24 protein-coding genes are annotated in these 20,559 nt (G+C 71.3%); 13 read left to right on the top strand and 11 right to left on the bottom strand.

The window, feature by feature from the left end:
* Both ABZ470_RS41335 and ABZ470_RS41330 read right to left on the bottom strand, forming a co-directional pair.
* Nucleotides 1-182, bottom strand: a 182-nt coding sequence (locus tag ABZ470_RS41335) for an NAD-binding protein (RefSeq protein ID WP_362918650.1), incomplete at its 3' end; no start/stop codon positions are given.
* Nucleotides 183-272: 90 nt separating this feature from the next.
* Nucleotides 273-2,456, bottom strand: coding sequence for a BTAD domain-containing putative transcriptional regulator (locus ABZ470_RS41330; protein ID WP_362918648.1), 2,184 nt, complete (start codon nucleotides 2,454-2,456; stop codon nucleotides 273-275).
* A 102-nt stretch (nucleotides 2,457-2,558) separates the two neighbouring features.
* Here ABZ470_RS41330 and ABZ470_RS41325 point away from each other — a divergent pair, with 102 nt between their 5' ends.
* Together ABZ470_RS41325 and ABZ470_RS41320 are read left to right on the top strand one after the other, a co-directional pair.
* Nucleotides 2,559-3,011 (top strand): carboxymuconolactone decarboxylase family protein, encoded by a 453-nt coding sequence (locus tag ABZ470_RS41325; protein ID WP_352015374.1) that lies wholly within the window; start codon nucleotides 2,559-2,561, stop codon nucleotides 3,009-3,011.
* Nucleotides 3,012-3,038: 27 nt separating this feature from the next.
* A complete protein-coding gene (locus tag ABZ470_RS41320; protein WP_362918646.1) occupies nucleotides 3,039-3,329 on the top strand; it encodes a hypothetical protein in 291 nt (96 codons plus the stop codon).
* Here the strand turns inward: ABZ470_RS41320 and ABZ470_RS41315 are convergent.
* A complete protein-coding gene (locus tag ABZ470_RS41315; protein ID WP_362918644.1) occupies nucleotides 3,308-4,324 on the bottom strand; it encodes a hypothetical protein in 1,017 nt (338 codons plus the stop codon). The two genes, ABZ470_RS41320 and ABZ470_RS41315, sit on opposite strands and share 22 nt — an antisense overlap.
* A gap of 84 nt (nucleotides 4,325-4,408) precedes the next feature.
* On the opposite strand from ABZ470_RS41315, the gene ABZ470_RS41310 reads away from it, so the two are divergent.
* On the top strand, nucleotides 4,409-5,014 hold the full coding sequence (locus ABZ470_RS41310; RefSeq protein ID WP_362918642.1) for a TetR/AcrR family transcriptional regulator: 606 nt from the start codon (nucleotides 4,409-4,411) through the stop codon (nucleotides 5,012-5,014).
* Here ABZ470_RS41310 and ABZ470_RS41305 read toward each other — a convergent pair.
* Nucleotides 4,993-5,853, bottom strand: coding sequence for a LysR substrate-binding domain-containing protein (locus tag ABZ470_RS41305; RefSeq protein WP_362918640.1), 861 nt, complete (start codon nucleotides 5,851-5,853; stop codon nucleotides 4,993-4,995). The two genes, ABZ470_RS41310 and ABZ470_RS41305, sit on opposite strands and share 22 nt — an antisense overlap.
* Nucleotides 5,854-5,935: 82 nt before the next feature.
* Between ABZ470_RS41305 and ABZ470_RS41300 the strand changes: the two genes are divergently transcribed.
* Complete coding sequence (locus ABZ470_RS41300) at nucleotides 5,936-6,874, top strand: MBL fold metallo-hydrolase (RefSeq protein WP_362918638.1); 939 nt, start codon at nucleotides 5,936-5,938, stop codon at nucleotides 6,872-6,874.
* 1 nt (nucleotide 6,875) lies between these two features.
* Here ABZ470_RS41300 and ABZ470_RS41295 read toward each other — a convergent pair whose 3' ends face one another.
* Complete coding sequence (locus ABZ470_RS41295; protein ID WP_362918636.1) at nucleotides 6,876-7,928, bottom strand: hypothetical protein; 1,053 nt, start codon at nucleotides 7,926-7,928, stop codon at nucleotides 6,876-6,878.
* A 178-nt stretch (nucleotides 7,929-8,106) separates the two neighbouring features.
* Here ABZ470_RS41295 and ABZ470_RS41290 point away from each other — a divergent pair, with 178 nt between their 5' ends.
* The gene (locus tag ABZ470_RS41290; RefSeq protein ID WP_362918652.1) at nucleotides 8,107-9,399 is read left to right on the top strand and encodes a histidine kinase; all 1,293 of its coding nucleotides are present in this window, start codon (nucleotides 8,107-8,109) and stop codon (nucleotides 9,397-9,399) included.
* Nucleotides 9,387-10,049 carry a response regulator transcription factor gene (locus ABZ470_RS41285; RefSeq protein ID WP_362918634.1) on the top strand — a complete coding sequence of 221 codons (663 nt, stop codon included), beginning with the start codon at nucleotides 9,387-9,389 and terminating at the stop codon, nucleotides 10,047-10,049. Before ABZ470_RS41290 ends, ABZ470_RS41285 begins: the two co-directional genes overlap by 13 nt.
* Nucleotides 10,050-10,112: 63 nt before the next feature.
* Here the strand turns inward: ABZ470_RS41285 and ABZ470_RS41280 are convergent, their stop codons facing one another.
* Together ABZ470_RS41280 and ABZ470_RS41275 are read right to left on the bottom strand one after the other, a co-directional pair.
* The gene (locus ABZ470_RS41280; RefSeq protein WP_362918632.1) at nucleotides 10,113-10,463 is read right to left on the bottom strand and encodes a hypothetical protein; all 351 of its coding nucleotides are present in this window, start codon (nucleotides 10,461-10,463) and stop codon (nucleotides 10,113-10,115) included.
* Between the two features lie 527 nt (nucleotides 10,464-10,990).
* Nucleotides 10,991-11,335: a MerR family transcriptional regulator gene (locus tag ABZ470_RS41275; protein ID WP_352015383.1), complete on the bottom strand. Its 345-nt coding sequence runs from the start codon at nucleotides 11,333-11,335 to the stop codon at nucleotides 10,991-10,993.
* Between the two features lie 90 nt (nucleotides 11,336-11,425).
* On the opposite strand from ABZ470_RS41275, the gene ABZ470_RS41270 reads away from it, so the two are divergent.
* From ABZ470_RS41270 to ABZ470_RS41260, 3 genes are all read left to right on the top strand, one after another.
* Nucleotides 11,426-12,223: an aminotransferase class IV family protein gene (locus tag ABZ470_RS41270; RefSeq protein ID WP_362918629.1), complete on the top strand. Its 798-nt coding sequence runs from the start codon at nucleotides 11,426-11,428 to the stop codon at nucleotides 12,221-12,223.
* A gap of 164 nt (nucleotides 12,224-12,387) precedes the next feature.
* Nucleotides 12,388-12,741 carry a hypothetical protein gene (locus ABZ470_RS41265; protein WP_362918627.1) on the top strand — a complete coding sequence of 118 codons (354 nt, stop codon included), beginning with the start codon at nucleotides 12,388-12,390 and terminating at the stop codon, nucleotides 12,739-12,741.
* Nucleotides 12,742-13,202: 461 nt separating this feature from the next.
* Nucleotides 13,203-13,847, top strand: coding sequence for an NAD(P)H-binding protein (locus ABZ470_RS41260; protein WP_362918625.1), 645 nt, complete (start codon nucleotides 13,203-13,205; stop codon nucleotides 13,845-13,847).
* 43 nt (nucleotides 13,848-13,890) lie between these two features.
* On the opposite strand, the gene ABZ470_RS41255 is transcribed toward ABZ470_RS41260, so the two are convergent.
* Together ABZ470_RS41255 and ABZ470_RS41250 are read right to left on the bottom strand one after the other, a co-directional pair.
* On the bottom strand, nucleotides 13,891-14,256 hold the full coding sequence (locus ABZ470_RS41255) for a helix-turn-helix domain-containing protein (RefSeq protein ID WP_352015387.1): 366 nt from the start codon (nucleotides 14,254-14,256) through the stop codon (nucleotides 13,891-13,893).
* A 14-nt stretch (nucleotides 14,257-14,270) separates the two neighbouring features.
* Nucleotides 14,271-15,851: an ADP-ribosyltransferase domain-containing protein gene (locus ABZ470_RS41250; RefSeq protein ID WP_362918623.1), complete on the bottom strand. Its 1,581-nt coding sequence runs from the start codon at nucleotides 15,849-15,851 to the stop codon at nucleotides 14,271-14,273.
* 181 nt (nucleotides 15,852-16,032) lie between these two features.
* On the opposite strand from ABZ470_RS41250, the gene ABZ470_RS41245 reads away from it, so the two are divergent.
* The 3 genes from ABZ470_RS41245 to ABZ470_RS41235 are packed head-to-tail and all read left to right on the top strand — an operon-like array spanning nucleotide 16,033 to nucleotide 18,755.
* The gene (locus tag ABZ470_RS41245; protein WP_362784088.1) at nucleotides 16,033-16,695 is read left to right on the top strand and encodes a macro domain-containing protein; all 663 of its coding nucleotides are present in this window, start codon (nucleotides 16,033-16,035) and stop codon (nucleotides 16,693-16,695) included.
* 60 nt (nucleotides 16,696-16,755) lie between these two features.
* Complete coding sequence (locus tag ABZ470_RS41240) at nucleotides 16,756-17,604, top strand: sulfotransferase (RefSeq protein ID WP_352015390.1); 849 nt, start codon at nucleotides 16,756-16,758, stop codon at nucleotides 17,602-17,604.
* Entirely contained in the window at nucleotides 17,601-18,755 is a 1,155-nt protein-coding gene (locus tag ABZ470_RS41235; protein WP_362918621.1) for a glycosyltransferase family 4 protein, read from the top strand. The genes ABZ470_RS41240 and ABZ470_RS41235 overlap by 4 nt, the downstream gene beginning before the upstream one ends.
* Nucleotides 18,756-18,814: 59 nt before the next feature.
* Here the strand turns inward: ABZ470_RS41235 and ABZ470_RS41230 are convergent, their stop codons facing one another.
* Complete coding sequence (locus ABZ470_RS41230) at nucleotides 18,815-19,267, bottom strand: hypothetical protein (RefSeq protein ID WP_362784097.1); 453 nt, start codon at nucleotides 19,265-19,267, stop codon at nucleotides 18,815-18,817.
* 141 nt (nucleotides 19,268-19,408) lie between these two features.
* On the bottom strand, nucleotides 19,409-19,603 hold the full coding sequence (locus tag ABZ470_RS41225) for a hypothetical protein (RefSeq protein WP_362918619.1): 195 nt from the start codon (nucleotides 19,601-19,603) through the stop codon (nucleotides 19,409-19,411).
* 289 nt (nucleotides 19,604-19,892) lie between these two features.
* On the opposite strand from ABZ470_RS41225, the gene ABZ470_RS41220 reads away from it, so the two are divergent.
* Nucleotides 19,893-20,468 carry a hypothetical protein gene (locus ABZ470_RS41220; protein ID WP_362918617.1) on the top strand — a complete coding sequence of 192 codons (576 nt, stop codon included), beginning with the start codon at nucleotides 19,893-19,895 and terminating at the stop codon, nucleotides 20,466-20,468.
* Nucleotides 20,469-20,559: the final 91 nt, after the last annotated feature.

Raw genomic sequence — 20,559 nt, 5'->3', positions numbered from 1 at the left:
TGGGGATCGGTGGAGTCGGCGGTGACGACGTGCGGAATCCGCCCGGCGAGACTCTGCACGACCTTGGGCCGATGGTCGATCGCCAGCACCTCCGTGCCCTGACGGACGAGCTCAAGGGCGAGCGAGGTGCCGAACCTGCCCAGCCCGATCACCACCACCGGGTCGTCTCTCCTGTCAGTCAACGATGATCCGCTCCTCGGGAAGCCCGTGCCGACGGGCGCGTTCCTACAGGACAAGCGTGGCACCGATGACGAGGAGACCGGACGTCGGCTCTATCCCGCGTACTCCAGGAGGACCCGGAGCTCACCCGCCTCGGGAACGCCGAGTTCCTCGTAGAGGGCCAGCGCCAGCCTTCCGTGCTCGTCCACCTGGTCGTGGTCGCCGAGCCGCCAGTGGGTCCACGCCAGGTCGGCCAGCGCCCGCGCCTGGACCTCGCGGTCGCCGAGCGTACGGCTGCGCTGGAGCACCAGGGTGTACAGGGTGAGCGCGTCGTCGTGGTGCGCGTACCGGTCGAGATAGGGCCGTATCACCAGGGACAGCAGGCTGAGGCAGATCTCGGGACCGTGGACGGCCGTGGCGATGATGTTGGCGCGCTCGGCGTCGAGCCAGGCGAGTGCCTCGACGGCGTCGCGGACGGGCGGGACCGGGGTGGCGGGCCGTGGGACGCCCTCCCGCTCGGCGACGCCGTACGGGAAGAGCCGGTCCATGGCCGCGCGGGAGCGGTGCAGGTAGTAGGCGAGCAGCCGCATGACGGCGCCGTCGTCCTCGGCGATCGAACGCGCGTGCTCACGGAGCAGGTCGTGGAAGGTGTACCGGCCGGGTTCGAGCTGCAGGAGCATGTGGGCGTCGAGGAGGCTCTCAAGGAGGTCCTCGGCCTCCTCCTCCGGGATCCCGGCCAGCGCCGCCGCGCCGTACGCGTCGATGTCACGGCCGGGCACCAGTCCGAGCAGGCGGAACATGTGCCGTTCCCGCTCGTCCAGCTGCTCGTAGGAGAGGGCGAAGGCGGCCGAGACGCCGTCCAGGAGCCTGCGGTGGTCGCGCAGCCGTTCGGCCAGGTAGGCGACCGTCCAGCGCGGGCGGTGCTGGAGGCGGGCGGCGGCGATGCGGATGGCGAGCGGGAGGTACCCGCACAGGCGCAGCGTCTCGCCTACGGCCTCCGGCTCGCGCCGGGCGCGTTCCCCCACGATCCGCCCGAACAGTTCGGTGGCCTCCTCCTCGTCGAGCACCTCGACGGAGAGCGCGTGGGCGCCGTCCAGTTCGACGAGCCGCCGCCTGCTGGTGACCAGGACGAGGGTGTCGGAGTGTCCCGGCAGCAGGGGCCGTACGTGCTCGGCGTCCGCGGCGTCGTCCAGTACGGCGAGCACGCGGCGACCGGCCAGTTCGGCACGCCAGAGGGCGCCGCGCTCCGCCGGTGTGACCGGGATGCTCTCCGCGGGCACCCCGAGCTGGCGCAGCAGGGCCTCAAGCGCGGCGGCGGCGTCGACCGGTTCCCGGCCCGCGGTGTGCGCCCCCAGGTCGATGAAGAGCTGTCCGTCCGGGTAGCGTCCGGCCATCCGGTGGGCCGCGTGGACCGCGAGCGTGGTCTTGCCGATCCCGGCCATGCCGTCGATCGTGACGACCGCCGCTCCACGGCGTTCCCCCACGAGCCGCTCCACCTCAGCGACTCGTCCGGAAAGATCGGAGAAATCGGGAATGTCGTAGGGCAGGAAGGTCGACCGACGGGCCGGAGCCGAGGCCTCGGCAGCCGGGCGAAGAGACGGATCGTCCGCCAGAACCGCCCGCTCCAGTTCGACGAAGGCGTGCCCGGGGTCGAGCCCCTGTTCCTCCGCGAGAGCCGTACGGTAGGCGCGCGCGGCGGCCAGGGCGTCGGCCTGCCGTCCCGACCGGTGCAGGGCGAGGACGAGATGGCCGTTGAGCCTCTCGCGCAGCGGGTTGGCGCTCACCTGGGCGGCCAGCTCGTCGAGCAGGTCGTCGTGCCGCCCCGCGGCCAGCCCCTCCTCGGCCAGGCGCTCGTAGGCGGAGAGCCGCCGGTCGTTCCACAGCTCCCTGACGCCGGAGACGTAGTGCGCGTGCACGTCCTCAAGCGCCTCGCCGTGCCACAGGTCCAGGGCCTCGCGCAGCGCGCCCGCGGCCACCAGCTCGGTGAACTCCCCCGTGTCGACCTGCCCCGGCTCGGGCCGCGCGACATAGCCGCCCGCCCGCGTCTCCAGCAGCTGTACGGCTCCGGCGGCGCGCAGCGCCTTGCGGATCACGGTGATCGAGGCGTGGATCTGCGACCTGGCGGTGTCGGGCCGGTCGTGGCCCCACATCGCGTCGATCAGCCGCTCGATGCTGATCACCCGGTCGGCGTTGAGCAGGAGATAGGCCAGCACGGCCCGGTGACGTGGGGCGATGTCCGGCAGCGGGGCGCCGTCGACGGTCATCCGAACGGGACCGAGCAGGGTGAAGCGCAGCATCGTCCCCCCATCACCTCCACATCGCGAGTGCATAGCGAATCTATCAATACGGACATCCATCCTGATCTCACACCAACCGCAACGGAAGGAACGAGGAACACCATGGAAGCCCGTATGAAGAACCCCGCCTCGATCATCCCCGGCGTCATCAAGCCGATCCAGGAGCTGATCCAGGCCGCCCAGTCGCAGGGCCTCCCCCAGGAGCTCATGGAGATGATCCACCTGAGGGTCAGCCAGATCAACGGCTGCAGCTTCTGTGTGGACGCCGGTCTGAAGAACCTGCGCAAGCTCGGGGAGAACGAGGACCGCATCGGCCTGGTCGTGGCCTGGCGTGAGGCGCCGTACTACACCGACGCCGAGCGGGCCGCGCTGGAACTGGCCGAGGCCTCGACCCGGCTGGCCGACCACTCCGACGCCGTCCCCGACGAGGTCTGGGACAACGCCGCCGACCACTTCGACGAGAAGCAGCTGGCCTCGATCCTGCTGATGATCGCCGTGACCAACCTCTTCAACCGGCTGAACGCCCCGATCCGCCAGGTCGCGGGCAGCTGGTAACCCCCCCACTTCCGAAGGAGAACAGACATGTCCGTGGTCCGCTCGCACCGCTACCACGTCGCCGACGGTGACCTTGAGGAGTTCCTCGCCCGCAGGGGCGCGCTGATCGAGGCCGTCAGGCAGGGGCACCCCGGCCTCACCCACGCCGTGCTGATCCGGCTTGAGGACGGCGTCTACACCGACACCTGGCACTGGGAGAGCGGTGCGCAGATGGGCGCCGCGTTCGCCTCCCTGCCCACCATCGCCGAGGCCCCGCTGACCATGGCCCTCACCTCGGACGCCACCGCCTTGAACGGTCAGGTCGTCGACGAGCGCTGAACCCGGCTCCGGGTGAGGAGCGTCCCCTCCTCGACCATCCGCTCGACCGCGAGGGCCGGGTCGATCAACGCCTCCGGGGTGTACAGGCCCGGCGCCACGGGGTCTCCGCGCAGGCCGAGCAGCCGTTCGACGCCGAGGGCGACGCCGAGCGCGGTCAGCGGCCGCTGCCCCATGGGGTGCGTGATGTGGTGGGTCACGTCGAGCGGCGTCCCCTCGGGGCCGGTCCCCTCCAGGTCGATCCTGAGCTCGACGGAGGCCGGTCCGCCGCGTCGCCTGCCCGAGGACTCGCCGACCACGAAGTCGAAGCGGACGTTCGGCGCGCCCGTCGCCAGCGCCAGGCTCGGCACGTCGGGGATGGCGACCGTCTGGCCGGGCAGTACGGTGCCGTCGGCGGTGAGCACCTCCACCTGGGCCTCCTGGCCGTCCACCCAGGTGAAGACACCGTCACGGCGCACCAGCCCCGCCGAGGTCGCGGCCATCAGGCGTTCCATGTCCTCGACGGCGGCCGGACCGCCCCCGTCCAGTTCGTCCAGCACCAGCGCGACCCTGACGGTGTGGAGCCGGTGGAACTCGCGGGCCAGCTCCAGCGCCGCGAGGACGACGAGTCCGGCGCAGCCGTGGCTGGCCAGCAGGATCGGCGCGGCCGAGGCCCGCTGGGCACCGGCGAAGACCTCCGGCGTGAGGTCCACCAGGCCGTTGGAGATGCTGAGGTACGGCAGCCCGCGTTCCTGCGCGTAACGCAGCCCGTTGAGGTGGGAGTCCCACACCGTCGCGACCACCGCCGAGCACTCCTGGCCGTCCGGCAGGCCGAGGTCGTCGCGCCGCAGGTCGAGGGGGACGGCCGTGGCGGTGCCGAGTTCGTCGGCGACCCGCCGCGCGCGGCCGGGATCGCGGCCCGCGACGGCCAGCGGCAGCGCCGGGTACCACCGCCGGAGAACGGCCGCGGTGCCCGCGCCCGCCTGCCCGGAGCCGCCCATGATCAGTACCGGTTCCATCGGGTTTCCTCTCGTACGGCTAAGCTACGTTTTGTAGGCTACACGTTGTAGCTTAAGCTGGGACCGCGACGCAAGAGGAGGACGATGGCCACATCACCGACCCGCCTGTCCAAGCAGGAGAGACGGGAGCAGTTGCTGGAGACCGCTCTGGCGGTCGTGCGCGTCCAGGGCGCCGACGGCCTGACCCTGCCCACCCTGGCCGAGGCCGCCGAGGTGAGCAGGCCGATCGTCTACGACCACTTCGGCACCAGGAACGGCCTGCTGACCGCGCTCCACCGGCGGCTCGACGAGCAGCACCGGGCCGCGCTGACCCGCGCGCTGGGCGAGTCCCCGCCGACCGGCCCCGAGGTCGCCCGCGTCATGAGCGCGGCCTACTTCGCGTGTGCCACCGCCATGCCGGAGTTCAACGCCGTCACCGCCGCCCTGAAGGGAAACCCGGAGATGGAGGTGATCCAGCGCGAGATGCTCGACGACTACACCGACCTGATGGCCACCGCGCTCGCCCCGCACTCCGCCCTCGGCGTCCGGGCGCTCCGGCTGCGCTGTGTCGGCGTGCTCGGCGCGGCCGACGCGATCGCCGCCGAACTCAACCACGGGCGGACGACCCTCGACGACGCCGTCACCGCGCTGACCGACCTGATCGTGAGCGCCCTCTCCCAGCCCCTTCCTCAGGTCTCCCAGGCGCGGTAGACGGCCGTCGCGATCCGGACGAACGACCTGACCAGCGGGTTCGCGTCGCCCGTCCGCCAGGCCACGACCACACGGCTGGGCGCCATGTCGGCCAGCGGCACCACGGTCAGCTCCTCCGGCGGGGTGTGCCCGAGCGGGGACATCCCGACCGTGCCGTTCCAGAGCACCGCATGCAGGCACTCCTGTACGGCGCGCACCACCGGACCCTCCCGGGGCTCGCCGCCGTTCCAGTAGGTCCGCCAGAGCGGATCGACGCCGTCGGGGAACTGGAACCAGCGCCGCCCCGCCAGGTCGGCCAGGCTCAGCCGGTCGCGGCGGGCCAGCGGGTCGTCGGCGCGCAGCACCGCGCCGACCGGGTCGGCCCGCAGCTCACGCACCGTCAGACCGGTCTCGTCGAACGGCCCGCGCGTCAGGGCCACATCGACCAGCCCGGCGCGCAACCCGCAGGTCGGATCGGTCAGGTCGGTCTCCCGGACCCGGATCTCGACGTCCGGGTGCCTGCGGCGGTACGCGGCGGCCAGCCGGGTCGCGCCCCGGTCGGTGCCGTCGCCCAGGATGCCGACGGTGACGGTCGCGGCCCCCGCCGCGGCGGCCACCCGCACCCGTACCCGCTCCGCCTGTTCGAGCAGGACGCGCGCCTCGTCGAACAGCACCGCCCCGGCCGGGGTGAGCCGGACCCCCGAGGGGGAACGGTGGAACAGGACGGCGCCGACGTCGGTCTCAAGCCGCCTGATCGCCCGGCTCAGCGGCGGCTGGCTCATGTGCAGCCGGGCGGCCGCCCGGCCGAAGTGGAGTTCCTCGGCGACGGCCACGAAATACCGCAGCGTGCGTAGCTCCATGACCGGCGACGATACCCGCAGGGCATCGCCGCCACCCAACAGGACTTGGACCGCGAAGGCCTCACAGCGCTGCAATCAGGACATGACCCACGAACCCATACCCGACCCCGTCGTCCAGGTCTCCGGCGCCCAGGAGATCGCCCCCGGCCTGTTGGTGATCCCGAACCACCGGGCCGGGCTCGTACCCAACATCGGCGTCATCGGCGGCACGCGAGCCGTACTGGTCGTCGAGACGGGCATCGGCACCGCCAACGCCGAGCAGGTCCTCGCCTTCGCCTCGGAGGTGGCGGCGGGCCGCAGGCTGTACCTGACCACGACGCACTTCCACCCCGAGCACGCCTTCGGCGCGCAGGTGTTCTCCGGCGAGGCCACCTACCTGGTCAACCGCGCCCAGGCCGACGACCTCGGGACCAAGGGACAGGGCTACCTGGAGATGTTCCGCGGCCTGGGCGAGACCGTCGCCCGCCGCCTGGACGGCGTCACGGTGCCCGTCCCGGACCTGGTCTACGACGACGCCCACGACCTGGACCTCGGTGGTCGCACCGTACGGCTGCGCCCGACCGGCCGGGGCCACACGAGGGGCGACCAGGTGGTCGAGGTGCCGGACGCCGGTGTGCTGTTCACCGGGGACCTCGCCGAGACCGGGCAGTTCGCCATCTTCCCCTGGTTCCCGCCGTACGACACCGACGTCTCCGGTGTGGGCTGGCTGGCGGTGCTGGACCGGCTGGCCGCCGCGGGCCACAGGACCGTGGTCCCCGGCCACGGCGACCTCGGCGGCCCCGAGGTGCTCACCGGCGTCCGCGACTACCTGCGCGAACTGCGTGCGGAGACCTGGCTGCGACGCGACTCGGCGGCCGACGAGGCCGAGATCGTCGCCGAGGTCAGGGCCCTGCTCGTCGAACGGCACCCCGAGTGGACCGGCCACGAGTGGATCGAACGGGGCGTCGGCTGCCTGTGCGCCGAACACGCCGAGCACGCCGGGCACACGGAACACACGGGGTCCTCGGCGCACGCCGGGTGACCTATCGGGCCGTGAACCTCCGGGAGGAGCGGACCCGGCGGCCGAGCAGGGCCAGCAGGGCGGCCATGACCACGCCGACGGCCGCCAGGCTGATCCGGTCGGCCACCGTGTCGGCGTTGGAGACCAGCCCGAAGGCCGTGTGGGCGACCAGGGCCCCGGCCGCCAGGGCCAGGCTGTGCCCGTCGGTCCACAGCCCCCCGGCCGTCCAGCGGCGCAGCAGCCACCCGGCCCCCACGGCCAGTACGGCGGCGGCCGTCATGGGCGCCGCGACCCACCCGCCATGGGTGAAGAAGGGCCGGGTCGCACCCCCGAAGGGGAACAGCAGCGCCAGGTACCCGAAGACCACGACCACACCGAACCCCCCGGCCACAACGGGCCCAGCCGGTCCAGCCGGTCCGGTCGGCTTTGCCGGACCGGCCAGTCCGGTCGGTTCGGTCGGTTCGGTCGGGGAGACGCCTGTGGGGAACCGCAGCCGCAGGCCCGCCGCCGTCAGCAGGGCGACCACGGCCGCGCATCCGGCCAGGACCGCCGCCGGAGCCCGGTATCCGGGGTCGATGCTCGTCACCACGGTCACCCGCAGCAGCAGCGCGCCCAGGACGAAGACCGTCCCGGCCAACCAGAGGCCCAGCCTGCCCAGGTAGGGCCGCTCACGCAGCGAGGGGAAGACCAGGTCGGTCAGCAGGATCGGGATCACGGCGCTGAAGACCGCGTGGTAGGGGATCTGCAACTCGGCGTAGGCGCTGTTCAGGCCCAGGATTCGGGGCGCCCACCCGGCGGCGCCGTACATCGTGGGGCTGCTCAGCGCCTGCAGGGCCAGGCCCTCCTCGACGACGCCGTAGGCCGCGCCGAGCAGCAGCACCCCGGCCCAGCCCGTCCCGGCCCGCCGTACCAGCTCGCGCACCAAAACGGTGCCCGCGCCGTAGATCGGGGTCCACAGCAGCAGGATCCACGCCATGCGGAGCGGCGGGTTGCCGAGGGTGAACTCGGCCACGAGCGGTGTGACCACCGCGAGCAGCAACGCGGCCCGGCGGCCGCCTTTCCGGTTCGCTGTCATACGGCGATCGTGTTCCGCGCCTCCCCTCCGGGGCCTGTGCCTCCGGGCCTGTCCGCGGCAACCCGGGTGAGGAGTCGGCGGCGACCTCGGACCCGCCCGTGGCAACCCAGGTGAGGCAGTGGCGGCGACTTTGGTTGCTGCCCACGGCCGATCCCCCCGATTACGCTGAACGCCCGTGATGGCAGACGTACGGCCCGGCCCCGCCAGGACCACCTGGGACCGGGCGACGCGGGTGGGCGGCCTGGTCTGCGCGCTGGCCTCGGCGGTCGCGGTCGTGTGGGGCGAGCTCGGCGACACCTGGCTCCCCGTCGACGTGGCCGGTGGCGTGGTGGCGTGCGCCGCGCTGTGGCTGGCACGCCGCAGGCCCGCCACCATGGCGCTGGTGGCCGTGGCCATCTCGGTGCCCGCCGCCTCGGCGTCGGTCGCGGCGGGGGTCGCGACGCTGATGGCGGCCCTGTACCGGCGTTCGGCCGTCGCGGTCGGAGTCGGTGCCGCCTGGACGGTCGCGACGCTGACGCGCTTCTGGATCCGGCCGCCGGGGCTGGCGCCGTACCCGGTGTGGGCCCTGGTCGCTGTGCTGTTCGGGGTGGCGCTGACCGGGTGGGGGATGCTGGCGCGGGCCCGCCGTCAGCTCGTGCTCTCGCTGGTCGAACGGGCCCGCAGAGCCGAGGAGGAGCAGCGGCGCCGCGCCGAACAGGCCCGCCACGCCGAACGCCTGGTCATCGCCCGTGAGATGCACGACATGCTGGCGCACCGCCTCTCACTGCTGGCACTGCACGCCGGGGCGCTTGAGTTCAACGCGAAGGCCGACCCGGCCGAGGTGGTCGAGGCGGCCTCGGTGGTGCGCGCCAACGCGCACCAGGCGTTGCAGGAGCTGCGCCAGGTCATCTCGGTGCTGCGCGAGGCCCCCGTCCTGGCCGAACTGGACCTGCGGTCCCTGGTCGAGGAGGTACGGCGGGCGGGCGCCCGGGTCGAGTCGCACGACGGCGGAATACGGCTGCCCGACCTGCCGGGCGCCACGGCGCGGGCCGCCTACCGGATCGTCCAGGAGGGCCTCACCAACGCCCTCAAACACGCGCCGGGACGGCCGGTGGCCCTGCGTCTCGACGGCGCCCCCGGCCGGGGACTGACCGTCGAGGTCCGCAACCCCGTCGAAGCGTCCGGCCCCACCGAGGGACCCTTCCCCGGCTTCCACGACGAGAGGTCCTTGCCCGGCGCAGATGCCTTTCACGGCTTTCCCGGCCCTTCTCGCTTCCCTGGCTTCCCCGGTTCTCCTGGTTCTTCCGGCTTCCCCGGTTCTCCCAGCTCTCCCCGCTTCCCTGGTTCTCCTGGTTCATCTGGTTCTTCCGGCGAGGGTGCCGGGCTGGCCGGGGTACGGGAGCGGGCCGAGCTGGCGGGCGGCCGGGTCGAGCACGCCGGAGTCGAGGGCGAGGAGTTCCACCTGACGGTCTGGCTACCATGGCCGGCATGACGGCCATACGCGTACTGGTCGTGGACGACGACCCGCTCGTCAGGGCGGGACTGACGCTGATGCTCAAGGGCGCCGACGAACTGGTCGTGGTCGGCGGGGTGGCCGACGGCGCCGACGTCGGGTCCGCGGTCGACACCCACACGCCCGACGTGGTGCTCATGGACATCCGGATGCCGGGCCTGGACGGGATCGACGCCACCCGGTTGCTCCGACGACGGCCCGCCCCGCCGTACGTCATCATGCTGACCACGTTCGACGCCGACGAGCACGTCTTCGGCGCCCTGCGCGCCGGGGCCGACGGGTTCCTGCTCAAGGACACCCCGCCGGAGGGCATCGTGGACGCGATCCGCAGGGTCGTGGCCGGTGAGCCGATCCTGTCCCCCAGCGTGACCCGGCGCCTGATCGCCCACCTGGCGCCGGAGACGGACGACCGCCGCCGTGACGACGCCGACCGGCTGCTGTCCAGACTCAGCGGCCGCGAACGCGAGGTCGCCGCCGCGGTCGGCCGGGGCCTGTCCAACGGGGACATCGCCGCCGAACTCCACATGAGCGTCGGCACGGTCAAGGGCTACATCTCCAGGATCCTCACCAAGACCAACCTGGACAACCGCATCCAACTCGCCCTCATAGCCCACGACGCCCCTCGCTAGAGCACGCTCCCCTTCCCCGGGACGTAGCCATGACCTCGTGACTCCGCACTGGAAACCGCTGCCTCAGTCGCCCTGGGACCAGGCGGCGACCGGGAGGGAGAGGTAGACGCCGAAGTCGGTCAGGCCGGTCGCGGCGCTGATGGCCTCGTGGAGGCCATCCACCCGCTCCTGCCGGTCGACCGCCCTGCTCTCGAACCACTTGGACCTGATCTCGATCACCACGTCCAGGCCACAGCGGTCAAACGGCCCCAGCGCCCGGAAACGGATCTCGACGTCGCCCGGCTGCAGGTCGCCGTCGTACGGCTCCTCAGGACACTCGACGGCCACGGACACCAGGTGCGGCAACACCTCCCCGAGCTCACGAAGCTTCGTCTCGGCGATGTCCGGTCGATGGGTGACCTCAACCAAAGGCATCAGAGCACTTTATTCTTTTGCGACGCCTTCGGCGTCGCGGGTTTGGGCGCCCTGAGTCGGCGCTTTCCCTCGTCGCTGTGTCTCTTTGCGACGCCTTCGGCGTCGCGGGCTCGGGCGCCTCCGAGTCGGCGCTTTCCCTCGTCACTCATCCGCTTCGCTCCTTCGCTCCTCAGTCCAAGCACCGACGCGCCCAAGCCGGGTCTCTTTGCGACGCCTTCGGCGTCGCGGGCTCGGGCGCTTCGGGTCGGTGTCTTCCCTCGTCACTCCGTCGCTGCGCTCCTTCGCTCCTCAGTCCAGACACCGACGCGCCCAAGCCGACACCCCTCATGCACGGCGCCGGTACCCCAAACCCTTTTCCCGGGGGATTGGGGTGTTCAGGCCGGGTTCCTTGTGATGTGGCCGGGTGGTGGAACGGGAGAACCCCCTGGAGGCCGGTTGGGTTCGTCCGGCGTTGAGGAGGGCCTTGATGTCGCTTTCTCGGTAGCGACGTTGGCGGCTGGGAGTTCTCGCCGAGGGGCTACGACCGGTCAGGGGGGTGTCAGGTAGGAGGCCAGGGTGCCCCGGTTGCGTTGGAGGCCGTCGATGCGTTCGTCCATGGCGGCCAGTTCGCCGTTCAGGATGTCCCACAGCTCCGCGCACCAGTCGAAGTCCGGGCGTTCACCCCGCGCGCACGGCAGCACGGAACGGATCACCTCGGTGGACAGACCGGCCTTCAGCAGAGCGCGGATCTGGCGCACCGTGACCACGGAGTCCTCGTCGTAGTGGCGGTAGCCGTTCGTCCCCCGGCCGGTGTCGAGCAGCCCCTGCTCCTCGTAGTAGCGCAGCGAGCGCGGGCTGGCCCCGGTTCTGCGGGACAGCTCCCCGATCAGCATGTGCCCCTCCCGGCGGGTTGACCCTTCCACTGGTGTGAAGCCCTAACGTCGCCCCAGGAACGGACATTCCACACACGTCTGGAGCGACACATGTCCTCTTTCGTTGTTCACCGTGACGGCCACGAGGCGAGCGCCGAGGAGCTGGCGCCACTCGCCTTCGCGGGCTACGCCCACTTCACCGCCATGCAGGTGCGCGAAGGACGGGTCCGGGGCCTCGACCTCCACCTGGAGCGGCTGAGGGTCGCCTCGATGGAACTGTACGGCCGGGCCCTGCCCGACGACCGGGTGCTGGCGTGTCTGCGGACGGCACTCCGGGCCGGTCCGGCCGACCTGTCGCTGACGGCCACGGTCTACTCCCCCGTAGGCGAGTTCACGCGGGCGGAGGCGGAGCCCTCGCTGCTGGTGCGCACCGGTCCTCCCGCGACCGCCCCGCACGGACCGCTCGCCCTGACGGCGGTCGAGTACGAACGGGTGCTCCCGGCCGTGAAGCACGTCGGTGAGGTCGCCAAGACGTACTTCCTCCGTCGGGCCGTCGAGCGGGGCTTCGACGACGCCGCCTTCGTCGACCGCCGGGGACGGCTCAGCGAGGCGTCGATCTGGAACCTGGCCTTCTGGGACGGTGCCGCCGTGGTGTGGCCCGACGCCGAGAAGCTGGGCGGGATCACGATGGGGATCGTACGGCGCCGCCTTGAACGTCTCGGTGTGCCCCAGCGCGTCCAGGAGATCACGCTCGACGACCTGCCCGCGTTGGCGGGGGCCGTGGTCATGAACTCCTGGTCACCGGGGATCGCGGTACACCGGATCGGCCCCGTCCCCCTGCCGGAGGCACCTGACTTCGTCGAGACACTCCATCGGGCCTACCGTTCGGAACCCCTCACGGCACCCTGAGGTTGTGTCCCCGGCATGCTCCTGTCGTGTCAGGAAATAATGGCGTGTGACGGAAAGGGGCGGCATTTGGCGACTCAGGGGGACCGGCTGCCGGTGGCTCCGGCCGATCCGCACCGGCCGCGCGTCGCCAGGGGCACCCAACCGCCGACCGTCGGACCGGAGAGGTGAGAAAGGCCCGCGCGCTGCGGCGGCCTGCGGAGATCCACGCCGCCGGGGAGCAGGTGTTCCGGTTCCTCCCGGACGGCGTCGTGCTCGACGTGCTGGTGAAGCCCGCTCCCGGCCCCGAGGAGGGGCGGGAGATCGCGACGTGGCTCAACCGGGACGTCCCGCTCGGGGGCGTCCATGTCGCCCGCTACGACCTGCGCGACGGGGTCGTCTCCTTCACCACGCGAAGCCACTTCCTGGACGGAGCCGTCGAGGCGCGGGGAACCTGGCGCGGGGGACGGCTCATCCTCGATCTGCGTGAGGCGGGCCGTACTCGGACCGGTGTGGTCTTCACCCGCATCTGGCCCGCCTGAGCGGGGCACGCCGTGAGCGGTGTCCCGGGGCACATGGCGACCGCGGCGGTACGGGGTCACGTCCGGACGACGGGTCACCCCAACCAAGGGAATCATCCCGGCCGGGTGGCCGGGAACGCGTCAGGTCAGTGGAGAGGACGCCCCGGCCGTACCGACCGGCGACACGTCCGTCCATGGCGGCCGGCTCGGCGGGACCTCAGCCGCCGATCCGAGCGGGCCGCCGACTCATCGTGACGACGATGGCGGCCGTGACGTAGAACCCGTCCGGACTGATCTGCGTCACGCCGTTGAGACGAACCTCCCGTACCACGGCCATGGCGGGTGCTCTCGACGCCGCCGGGGGCCGGTGAGCCGTCCGGGAGATGGGGGCCGGACGGCGGCCTTCCTATCGTTGCGGTAACCGAGGGAGGCGGGGTTAGCGTCTGGACACGTCCAGCGAGACCAGGCGAAAGGGATGTGCGATGAGCAGGATCGTGGTGTTCGGGGCCGGAGGCAACGCGGGCAGGAGGGTCGTCGCCGAGGCGGTTTCCCGGGGGCACGCGGTGACGGCGGTGGTGCGGGACCCCGGCGGGCACGAGGGGGTACGGGGTCACGGTGTCACGCTCGTCGCGGGGGACGTGACCCGGGCGGAGAGCGTGGCGGCCGTGGCGGCCGGGCACGACGCCGTGATCTCCACGGTCTACCGGGCGGACGTGCCCGCGGACGAGTTCTACACCTCGGCCGCCGACGCGCTGGTCGCGGGTCTTTCCCAGGCGGGTGTGGAGCGGCTGGTCACGGTCGGGGTCGGCACCGCCCTTGAGGTGGCGCCCGGGGTGGCGATGCACGACACGCCGGACTTCCCCGAGGAGTACCGGCGTTTCTCCGTCGGGCACTCGTCGGAGATCGCGATCCTCGCCGGGAGCGGGCTGGACTGGGTCGTGGTGACCCCTCCCCCGGTCTTCCTCGACGCCCAGGCCGAGCGCACCGGGGTCTACCGCGCCGGAGGCGGCGCCGTACTGCCCGCCGAGGAGGGCGCCCCGGCGTTCTCCTACGCCGACCTCGCGGTCGCGCTCGTCGACGAGGCGACCGAGAGGAGGCACACCCGCGCGGTGGTCGCGGTCGCCTGACCCGAAAGCCCGAAGCACCCGGAAGGCCCGAAGGACGGGAGGGTCAGACGGCGGCGTCGTAGGCCTCGCGGGCCGCCTCAAGCTCCGTCAGGTGCTCCTCGGACCACCGGCACCAGGCGTCCATCGGCCCGAGCAGGGACCGTCCCAGGTCGGTCAGCTCGTACTCGACCCTGGGCGGGACGCCGGGGTAGGCGGTGCGGGTGACGAAGCCGTCACGCTCCATCGCCCGTAGCGACTCCGTGAGGACCTTCGGGGTGATGCCCCGCAGCGGGACCTGGAGTTCGGAGAAGCGCCGCCGCCCCGGCTCCAGACAGACCATGATCTTGAGCGCCCACTTGTTGTGCATCCTCATCGGCGGGACGATGTTCCGGCAGCCGGCGAACATGTCCGGATCAAGTGGTTCGCTCATGTCCGTCACACTACTCAGGCCACCATGCTCTGCTCGTCCAGCTCGGTCAGTTGCACGGTGCACAGCCCACCGCGTTCGGTCCTCACGTCGGTCACCTTGAGCTGGGTGCCGGGGGTGAGGATGAACTCCTCCTCGCCGGTGAACGCGGAGAACGCCCGGATGCCCACGGCCCGGGTGGGACGCACCTCGAAGAGCGTCCGCTTGCCCCGGCTGCCCAGGAAGCCCCTGGCGACGTCCAGCTCGGAGGTGCAGGAGGAGACGCCCCACCATGTCACCGTACGGCCGAGCGGATACTGGGCCCGCAGGTCGAGCGAGACCCCGCGCCACAGCGGTTCCCGGTGGGCCGGCAGGTTGGAGACGGCCGCGAACAGCAGGCGCAGGTACGGCAGGTAGGGGACGATCCGGGTGCGGTCGGGGTCGCGCAGGGTGGCGTTGATCCGCCGGTAGAAGTCCGACTCGCAGGTGTAGAGGTACAGCGCGGCGGCCTCCTCCGCGGACAGGACGCCCGCTTTCCGCGCGCCGAACTCGTGCGCCCGCCGTACGTGCCCGCCGAGGCCGGACAGCAGCCGTTCGACGGGCTCGACGGCCTTGAGGAAGTCCATGAGCGGGGTGTCGAAGACGCCGGTGATCGCGGGCAGGAGCAGGCCCTCGTCCTTGACGCTGGCGAGCCGCTCCAGATAGAGCTGATGGAGTTCCATCGTCGAGGCGATGAACTCCCCCATGCGGCCGGCGGTCTCACCTCCGGCGGCCGTGTTCCACCCCTTGCTGGGCAGCCAGTCGATCTCGTCGGTGCCGAGTGCCCTGAGGGCGTTGTTCACCGCGCCGAAGTGGTCGTCGTCGCAGAAGATGTCGCCCTGGGCCGCCGGGTTGGGGTGGTCGATGTGCCAGACCGTGACCTCGGGATACTTCCTCTCCAGGCGCTGGACGATCGCCTTCAGGTTGCGGGCGTGCGCTCCCCACCAGGCGAAGACGATGCCGCGGTCCTCCTCGTCCTCGGCGTCCCGCTTGGCCTTGAGGATCTCCTCGACGATCGTCTCGACGACGGGCTTCCAGAACCCGGTGTGTTTGGCGGTGCCCATCGCCCCGTCGCCGCTGACGGTCAGGGCGGCGTTGAGCAGCAGCACGCCCTGGGTGAGCATCGCCTGGAACCACTCCGGCGGCTGTACGGTCTCGTGTTCCTTGAGCAGCGCGCGGATGTCGGCGATCGGCGTCTTCTTGGGGATGCCGTACTTCCACATGGCCGCCGCCTTGATGATGCAGCGGATGCTCACGACCTTGCCGAACTGGCTGTCGCTCCAGTCGTGGAAGGTGTTGTCGAACATGGCGATGCCGGTGGCGCTCTCGGCCCTGGGGTAGGGGTTCTGGCCGAAGACGACGACCTTCCACCTGTGCGGCGGGTTGGGCTTGAGGGCCTGGAAGGTCAGTTCCCGCACGGGCACGATCTGCGGGTCACGGTTGGGGCCGATGAACCGGTCGCGCCCGGGTTGCTGCTCGATGACCGGCTTCAGGAGCGGCAGCCAGGCCTCGCCCCCGGCGAAGAGCTCGGCCAGGGCCAGCGGGTCGTTCGGGTCGGGCGGGGTCTTGCCGTCACTCATCGTGAGCTCCTGGTCAGCGTGCCGTACGGACAACGGATGGGGCGGATCGGGGGGAATTGTGCCGTCTGGAAGCCCTGGGCGCGATCTCCGGGACGGCCTCACCAAGCATGATCCAAATTGTCAGTCCAGCAGGATATTTTCGGATATGTCGGAAAGAACCTCCTGCGACTGGAGCACATCCATGGCCGTCGAACACGTGAAGTCACCACTCAGGGTCGTGCTGACGGACGTCAACACCGAGGTGGTGCAGTCGTGGCTGGCGGCGTTCGCCGACACCCCCGAGATCGACATCACCAGGGGGTCGATCCTCGACCAGAACGTCGACGCCTGGGTCACCCCGACCAACTCCAAGGGCCGGATGGACGGCGGCGTCGACGCGGTCATCAAGCGGCACCTCGGGGCGGGCATCCAGCTCCGGGTCCAGCGGGCCATCAAGGACGAGTTCGGCGGGACGCTCCCGGTCGGCAGCGCCGTGTGCGTGCGCTCCGGGGCGGTCACCCCGAAGTTCCTCATCTCGACGCCGACGATGACCCGTTCGGCGCAGGACGTGAGCGAGACGCTGAACGTCGCACTGGCGTGCGCCGCCGCCTTCCAGGCCGTCCACATGCACAACAGGAACGAGCCCGGCGCCATCACCTCGGTCGCGCTGGTCGGCATGGGCGCGGCCACCGGCCAGGTCCCCGCCCGGGTCTGCGCCAACCTGATGTGGACCGGCTACACCCTGTTCAACGACCACTCCTTCCAGGACTACGACGACCTGCGCGAGACGGTCGTCAAGCAGCTCGACGGCATCGACGAACGCCCCGAGGAGCGGGTACGGATCGTCCCGCCCGGGCGCCGCTGACGCCGAGGTGCCGGGCCGTACACAGAGAAATGCCAGGAAGGCTGGGTAACGTGCCTCGCCATGAACTGGCAGCGCACGGTCAGCAAGGCCCTGGTCAGGGTCACCGGATTCCAGCTCAACCGGGTGAGGGACGCCCCTGAGGAGGAGCGGGAGCCGATACGGCCTCCCGCCGACCCGGTGACCGACCGGCTGCTGACCGCGCCGATCTTCGTCCTGTCCCCCGTCAGGTCGGGCTCCACGCTGCTGCGGGCGCTGCTCAACGCCCACTCCATGCTGCACGCCCCGCACGAGCTGCACGTTCGCAGGCTGAGCGTGGACTTCGGCACCTCACTGTCGAAGCGGGCGATGGAGGCCCTCGGCCACAACGGCGCCGACCTGGAACACCTGCTGTGGGACCGGGTCCTGCACCGGGAACTGGTCCGCAGCGGTAAGTCCTTCATCGTCGACAAGACGCCCGCCAACGCCTTCGCCTTCGAGCGCATCGCCACCTGCTGGCCCGACGCCCGCTTCGTCTTCCTGCTGCGGCACCCGGCCTCCATCGCGAAATCCTGGCACGAGGCCAGCCCCGAGCGCCGTACGCCGCAGGAGGCCGCGCTCGACGCCCTGCGCTACATGAAGGCCGTGCAGCGGGCGCGGCGGGCGCTCGACGGCCTGACCGTGCGCTACGAGGACCTGACCGAGAACCCGAGGCGGGAGACCCGGCGTCTGTGCGACTTCCTCGGCGTCCCCTGGGAGACCGGGATGCTCGAATACGGGGAGCAGGAGGTGCTCCAGAAGGGCCTCGGCGACTGGAAGGACAAGATCCGCTCGGGAAGCGTGCAGCCGGGGCGTGCCCTCCCGGCCCCCGACGAGGTCCCCGAGGCGCTGCGCCCGATGGCCGTCACCTGGGACTACCTGGCGGCTCCGTGAGAGTCCGCTACCTGCTCCTGCACGCCTACGGGATGGGCGGCACGATCCGCACCGTGGTCAACCAGGCCAACGCGATGGCACGGGCCGGGCACGAGGTGGAGATCGTCAGCGTCGTACGGCGCCGCGACGCCCCCCGCTTCCCCATCGACTCCCGGGTGCCGGTCACCGTCCTGGCCGACCAGCGCGCCGGGATACCCCAGGACTCGCTGGGCCGCAGGGCCTGGCGGAGGGTCCGCGGGAAGGTCGTGCCGCCCGGCGAGTTCGCGGCGGCCTACTTCACCGAACGGGTCGAGAGGGCCGTCGCCGACTACGTCTCCTCCCTGCGGGACGGCGTCCTGGTGACCACCCGTCCCGCGCTGAACCTCATCTCCGCCCGCCGTACCCCCAGGAGTGTGGTCCGGGTCGCGCAGGAGCACATCAACCTGGCCACCCACCCGGAGACCGTCCGGCGGCAGATCGCCCGCCACTACGGCAGGCTGGACGCGGTCGCGACGCTCACCGGGACCGACCGCGCGGACTACCAGGCGCTGCTGCCGGACACCCCGGTCGTGCGGATCCCCAACGCGATCCACCCCCTCGACCGGGCGCCGTCCCGGCAGGACGACCGCCTGGTGGTGGCCGCCGGGCGGCTCGTCCCGCAGAAGGGCTTCGACCTGCTCGTCCCGGCCTTCGCCCAGGTCGTACGGCACCGCCCCGACTGGCGGCTGCGCCTGTACGGCACCGGCCAGGGGAAGGCCGCGTTGCGCGCGCTCGTCAAGGAGCACCGGGTCGGCGACAACGTCACCCTGATGGGACGCAGCGACCGCCTCGACCGGGAGCTGGCCCAGGCGTCGGTCTACGCGCTCAGCTCCCGCTTCGAGGGACTGCCGATGGTGATGATCGAGGCCATGGCCCACGCCCTGCCGGTCGTCGCCTTCGACTGCCCGACCGGCCCGCGTGACGTCCTCACCGACGAGGTCGACGGGCTGCTCGTACCGCCGGGGGACGTGGACGCCCTGGCCGGGGGGCTGCTACGGCTGATCGGCGACCGCGAGCTACGGCTGCGGATGGGGGCCGCGGCCGTACGGACCTCCCGGGACTACTCCCCGGAGGTCGTGACGCCGATGTGGGAGCGGCTGTTCGCCGAACTCCTGGGCCCCGCCCGGCACTGAGCCCGGCTTTCCCCGCGTCCGGGCCGTACCCGGAGCACGGGGCCGTCACCACGGGCAGGTCACACGCCTCCCCGGTCGTTCAGTTTCACCGCCATCTCGCGGGCGAACTGGCCGAGCCGTTCCTTGGGCAGGGCGCCGCACAACTCGTTCAGCAGCGCCGTCACGACCGAAAGCTCCGCCCTGTCCAGCAGCGCGAGCCGTTCCCCGGTGCCGTTCTTCTCGATCCAGGCGCGCAGCTGGGCCTCGTGGTCGTCCCGGGAGATCGGTCTGCCGTCGGCGCCACGGGCCATGGAGGTGACCGGCGGGGCCACGTTGCGGTCGTACAGCCCGGCCCGGCGCCCCGCCCGGAGATACCAGGCCGCCTCCGTCGCGGCCCGTTCGCGTTCGCCGTCGGTCAGCTCCTCCCACGCCGGGTGGGACGTCCCCTCGTTGAGGAGTCTGTGGCGTGTCGCGGCGAGCTTCTCGGCGTGCCCGCGTTCGGTGTCGTCGGCGTAGTGGAAGGCGATGGGCATGCTGGTCCTCTCCGCCAGGAAAACCTGGCACCGGTCCTGGCGCAGCAGGGGCGCGGTTCTCCGCCCAGCATCCCAGAGGATTCGGCGGACACGGAACCGCGGTGTCCACGGGCCGGACTCCGGCGGCTCATCGGCCTGTGGTCACACCTCCGCCGTCTGGTCGTCGGCCCAGAAGTCGAACAGCTCGTCGGCGCTCAACTCGTCGAAGGGACGGTCGGGAGGAACCCGTCCGGTCACCAGGACCCACGTCGTCACCAGCAGCGCCAGCAGCCGGTCGTCCTCGGGGTCCCGGCCGGGGGAGCGCACGAAGGTATGGGAGATGTCTACGCGCGACATGGACTCGCCTCCATGAGGGGTAGGCGGGAGGGTTCCCCCAACCCTCCGCCCCCCGAAGCCCGGCCGCCACCACTCCAAACGTCTCCGGACGGATCCGGAAAGCCCCTCCTCCGTATCAGGCGGCCGTCGTTCCACAACCGGCTGACTCCTTCCACGGTCTCCGAACCCGCGAAGAATCCACATTTCCTGCACCCTCGCGCACTGGATCCCACGAACAGACTTCGTAGATCATGAAGGGTCGGAATCCGCACCGGTTGGAGTCACTGTGGCCCTGAAAGAACGGTCTTCGATGAGTTCGATCGGCGCACCGGGGTTTCCCCTGATCGGTTCGCTGACGGTCGTCGCCCTTCTGCTCCTGTACGGGGCGAGCTACCCCGGCGGTGTCTCCCTCTGGGTGCTTCCCGTTCTCCTGGTGGCCCTCGTACTCGGAGTGATCTGGTTCGGCCGCCTCGTCGCCAGGCTTCTCAACCCGGTGACCCGGCCGGACGTCAGGCGGAACCTGCCGCGCTGGGCGGCGCCGCCGGCCATCGGGCTCCTGGTCCTCGCCCTGGTCGTGGCGGGGGAACCGGCGAAATCCAGGTTCGCCCTGTCCGAGCAGGCCTTCGAAAGGGTCGCCCGGTCGGCGGTGGCGGGGGACGCCGACTGGAAGACGAGGTCCGGAACGCTGGGGTCGTTCGACGTCTCCTGGGCTGAACGGCATGGAAACACCGTGCGCTTCGCGCTGGCCGGTGGCGGCGACGTCATCCACGCCCACGGCCTCATATGGAGCCCGTACGGGGAACCCCCGTTGCCGGAAGAGGAGGAATACGAACCCTATGTCGAGCACTACTACGGCCCCTGGTATCTCTGGGTCGAGTCCTTCTAGTAGTGCTTTGTTAGGTGGTTAGGGCGGTCGCTGGTGGCAGGTCGGGCACCGGCCTGCCCAGACGGCCAGCAGCACCTGTAGTTCCCTGAGA

The sequence above is a fragment of the Streptosporangium sp. NPDC020072 genome (assembly GCF_040631445.1).
In the GTDB taxonomy this organism is placed as follows: domain Bacteria; phylum Actinomycetota; class Actinomycetes; order Streptosporangiales; family Streptosporangiaceae; genus Streptosporangium.
The sequence above is the reverse complement of the archived record's forward strand: the minus strand, read 5'-3'. Positions and strand labels throughout refer to the sequence as shown.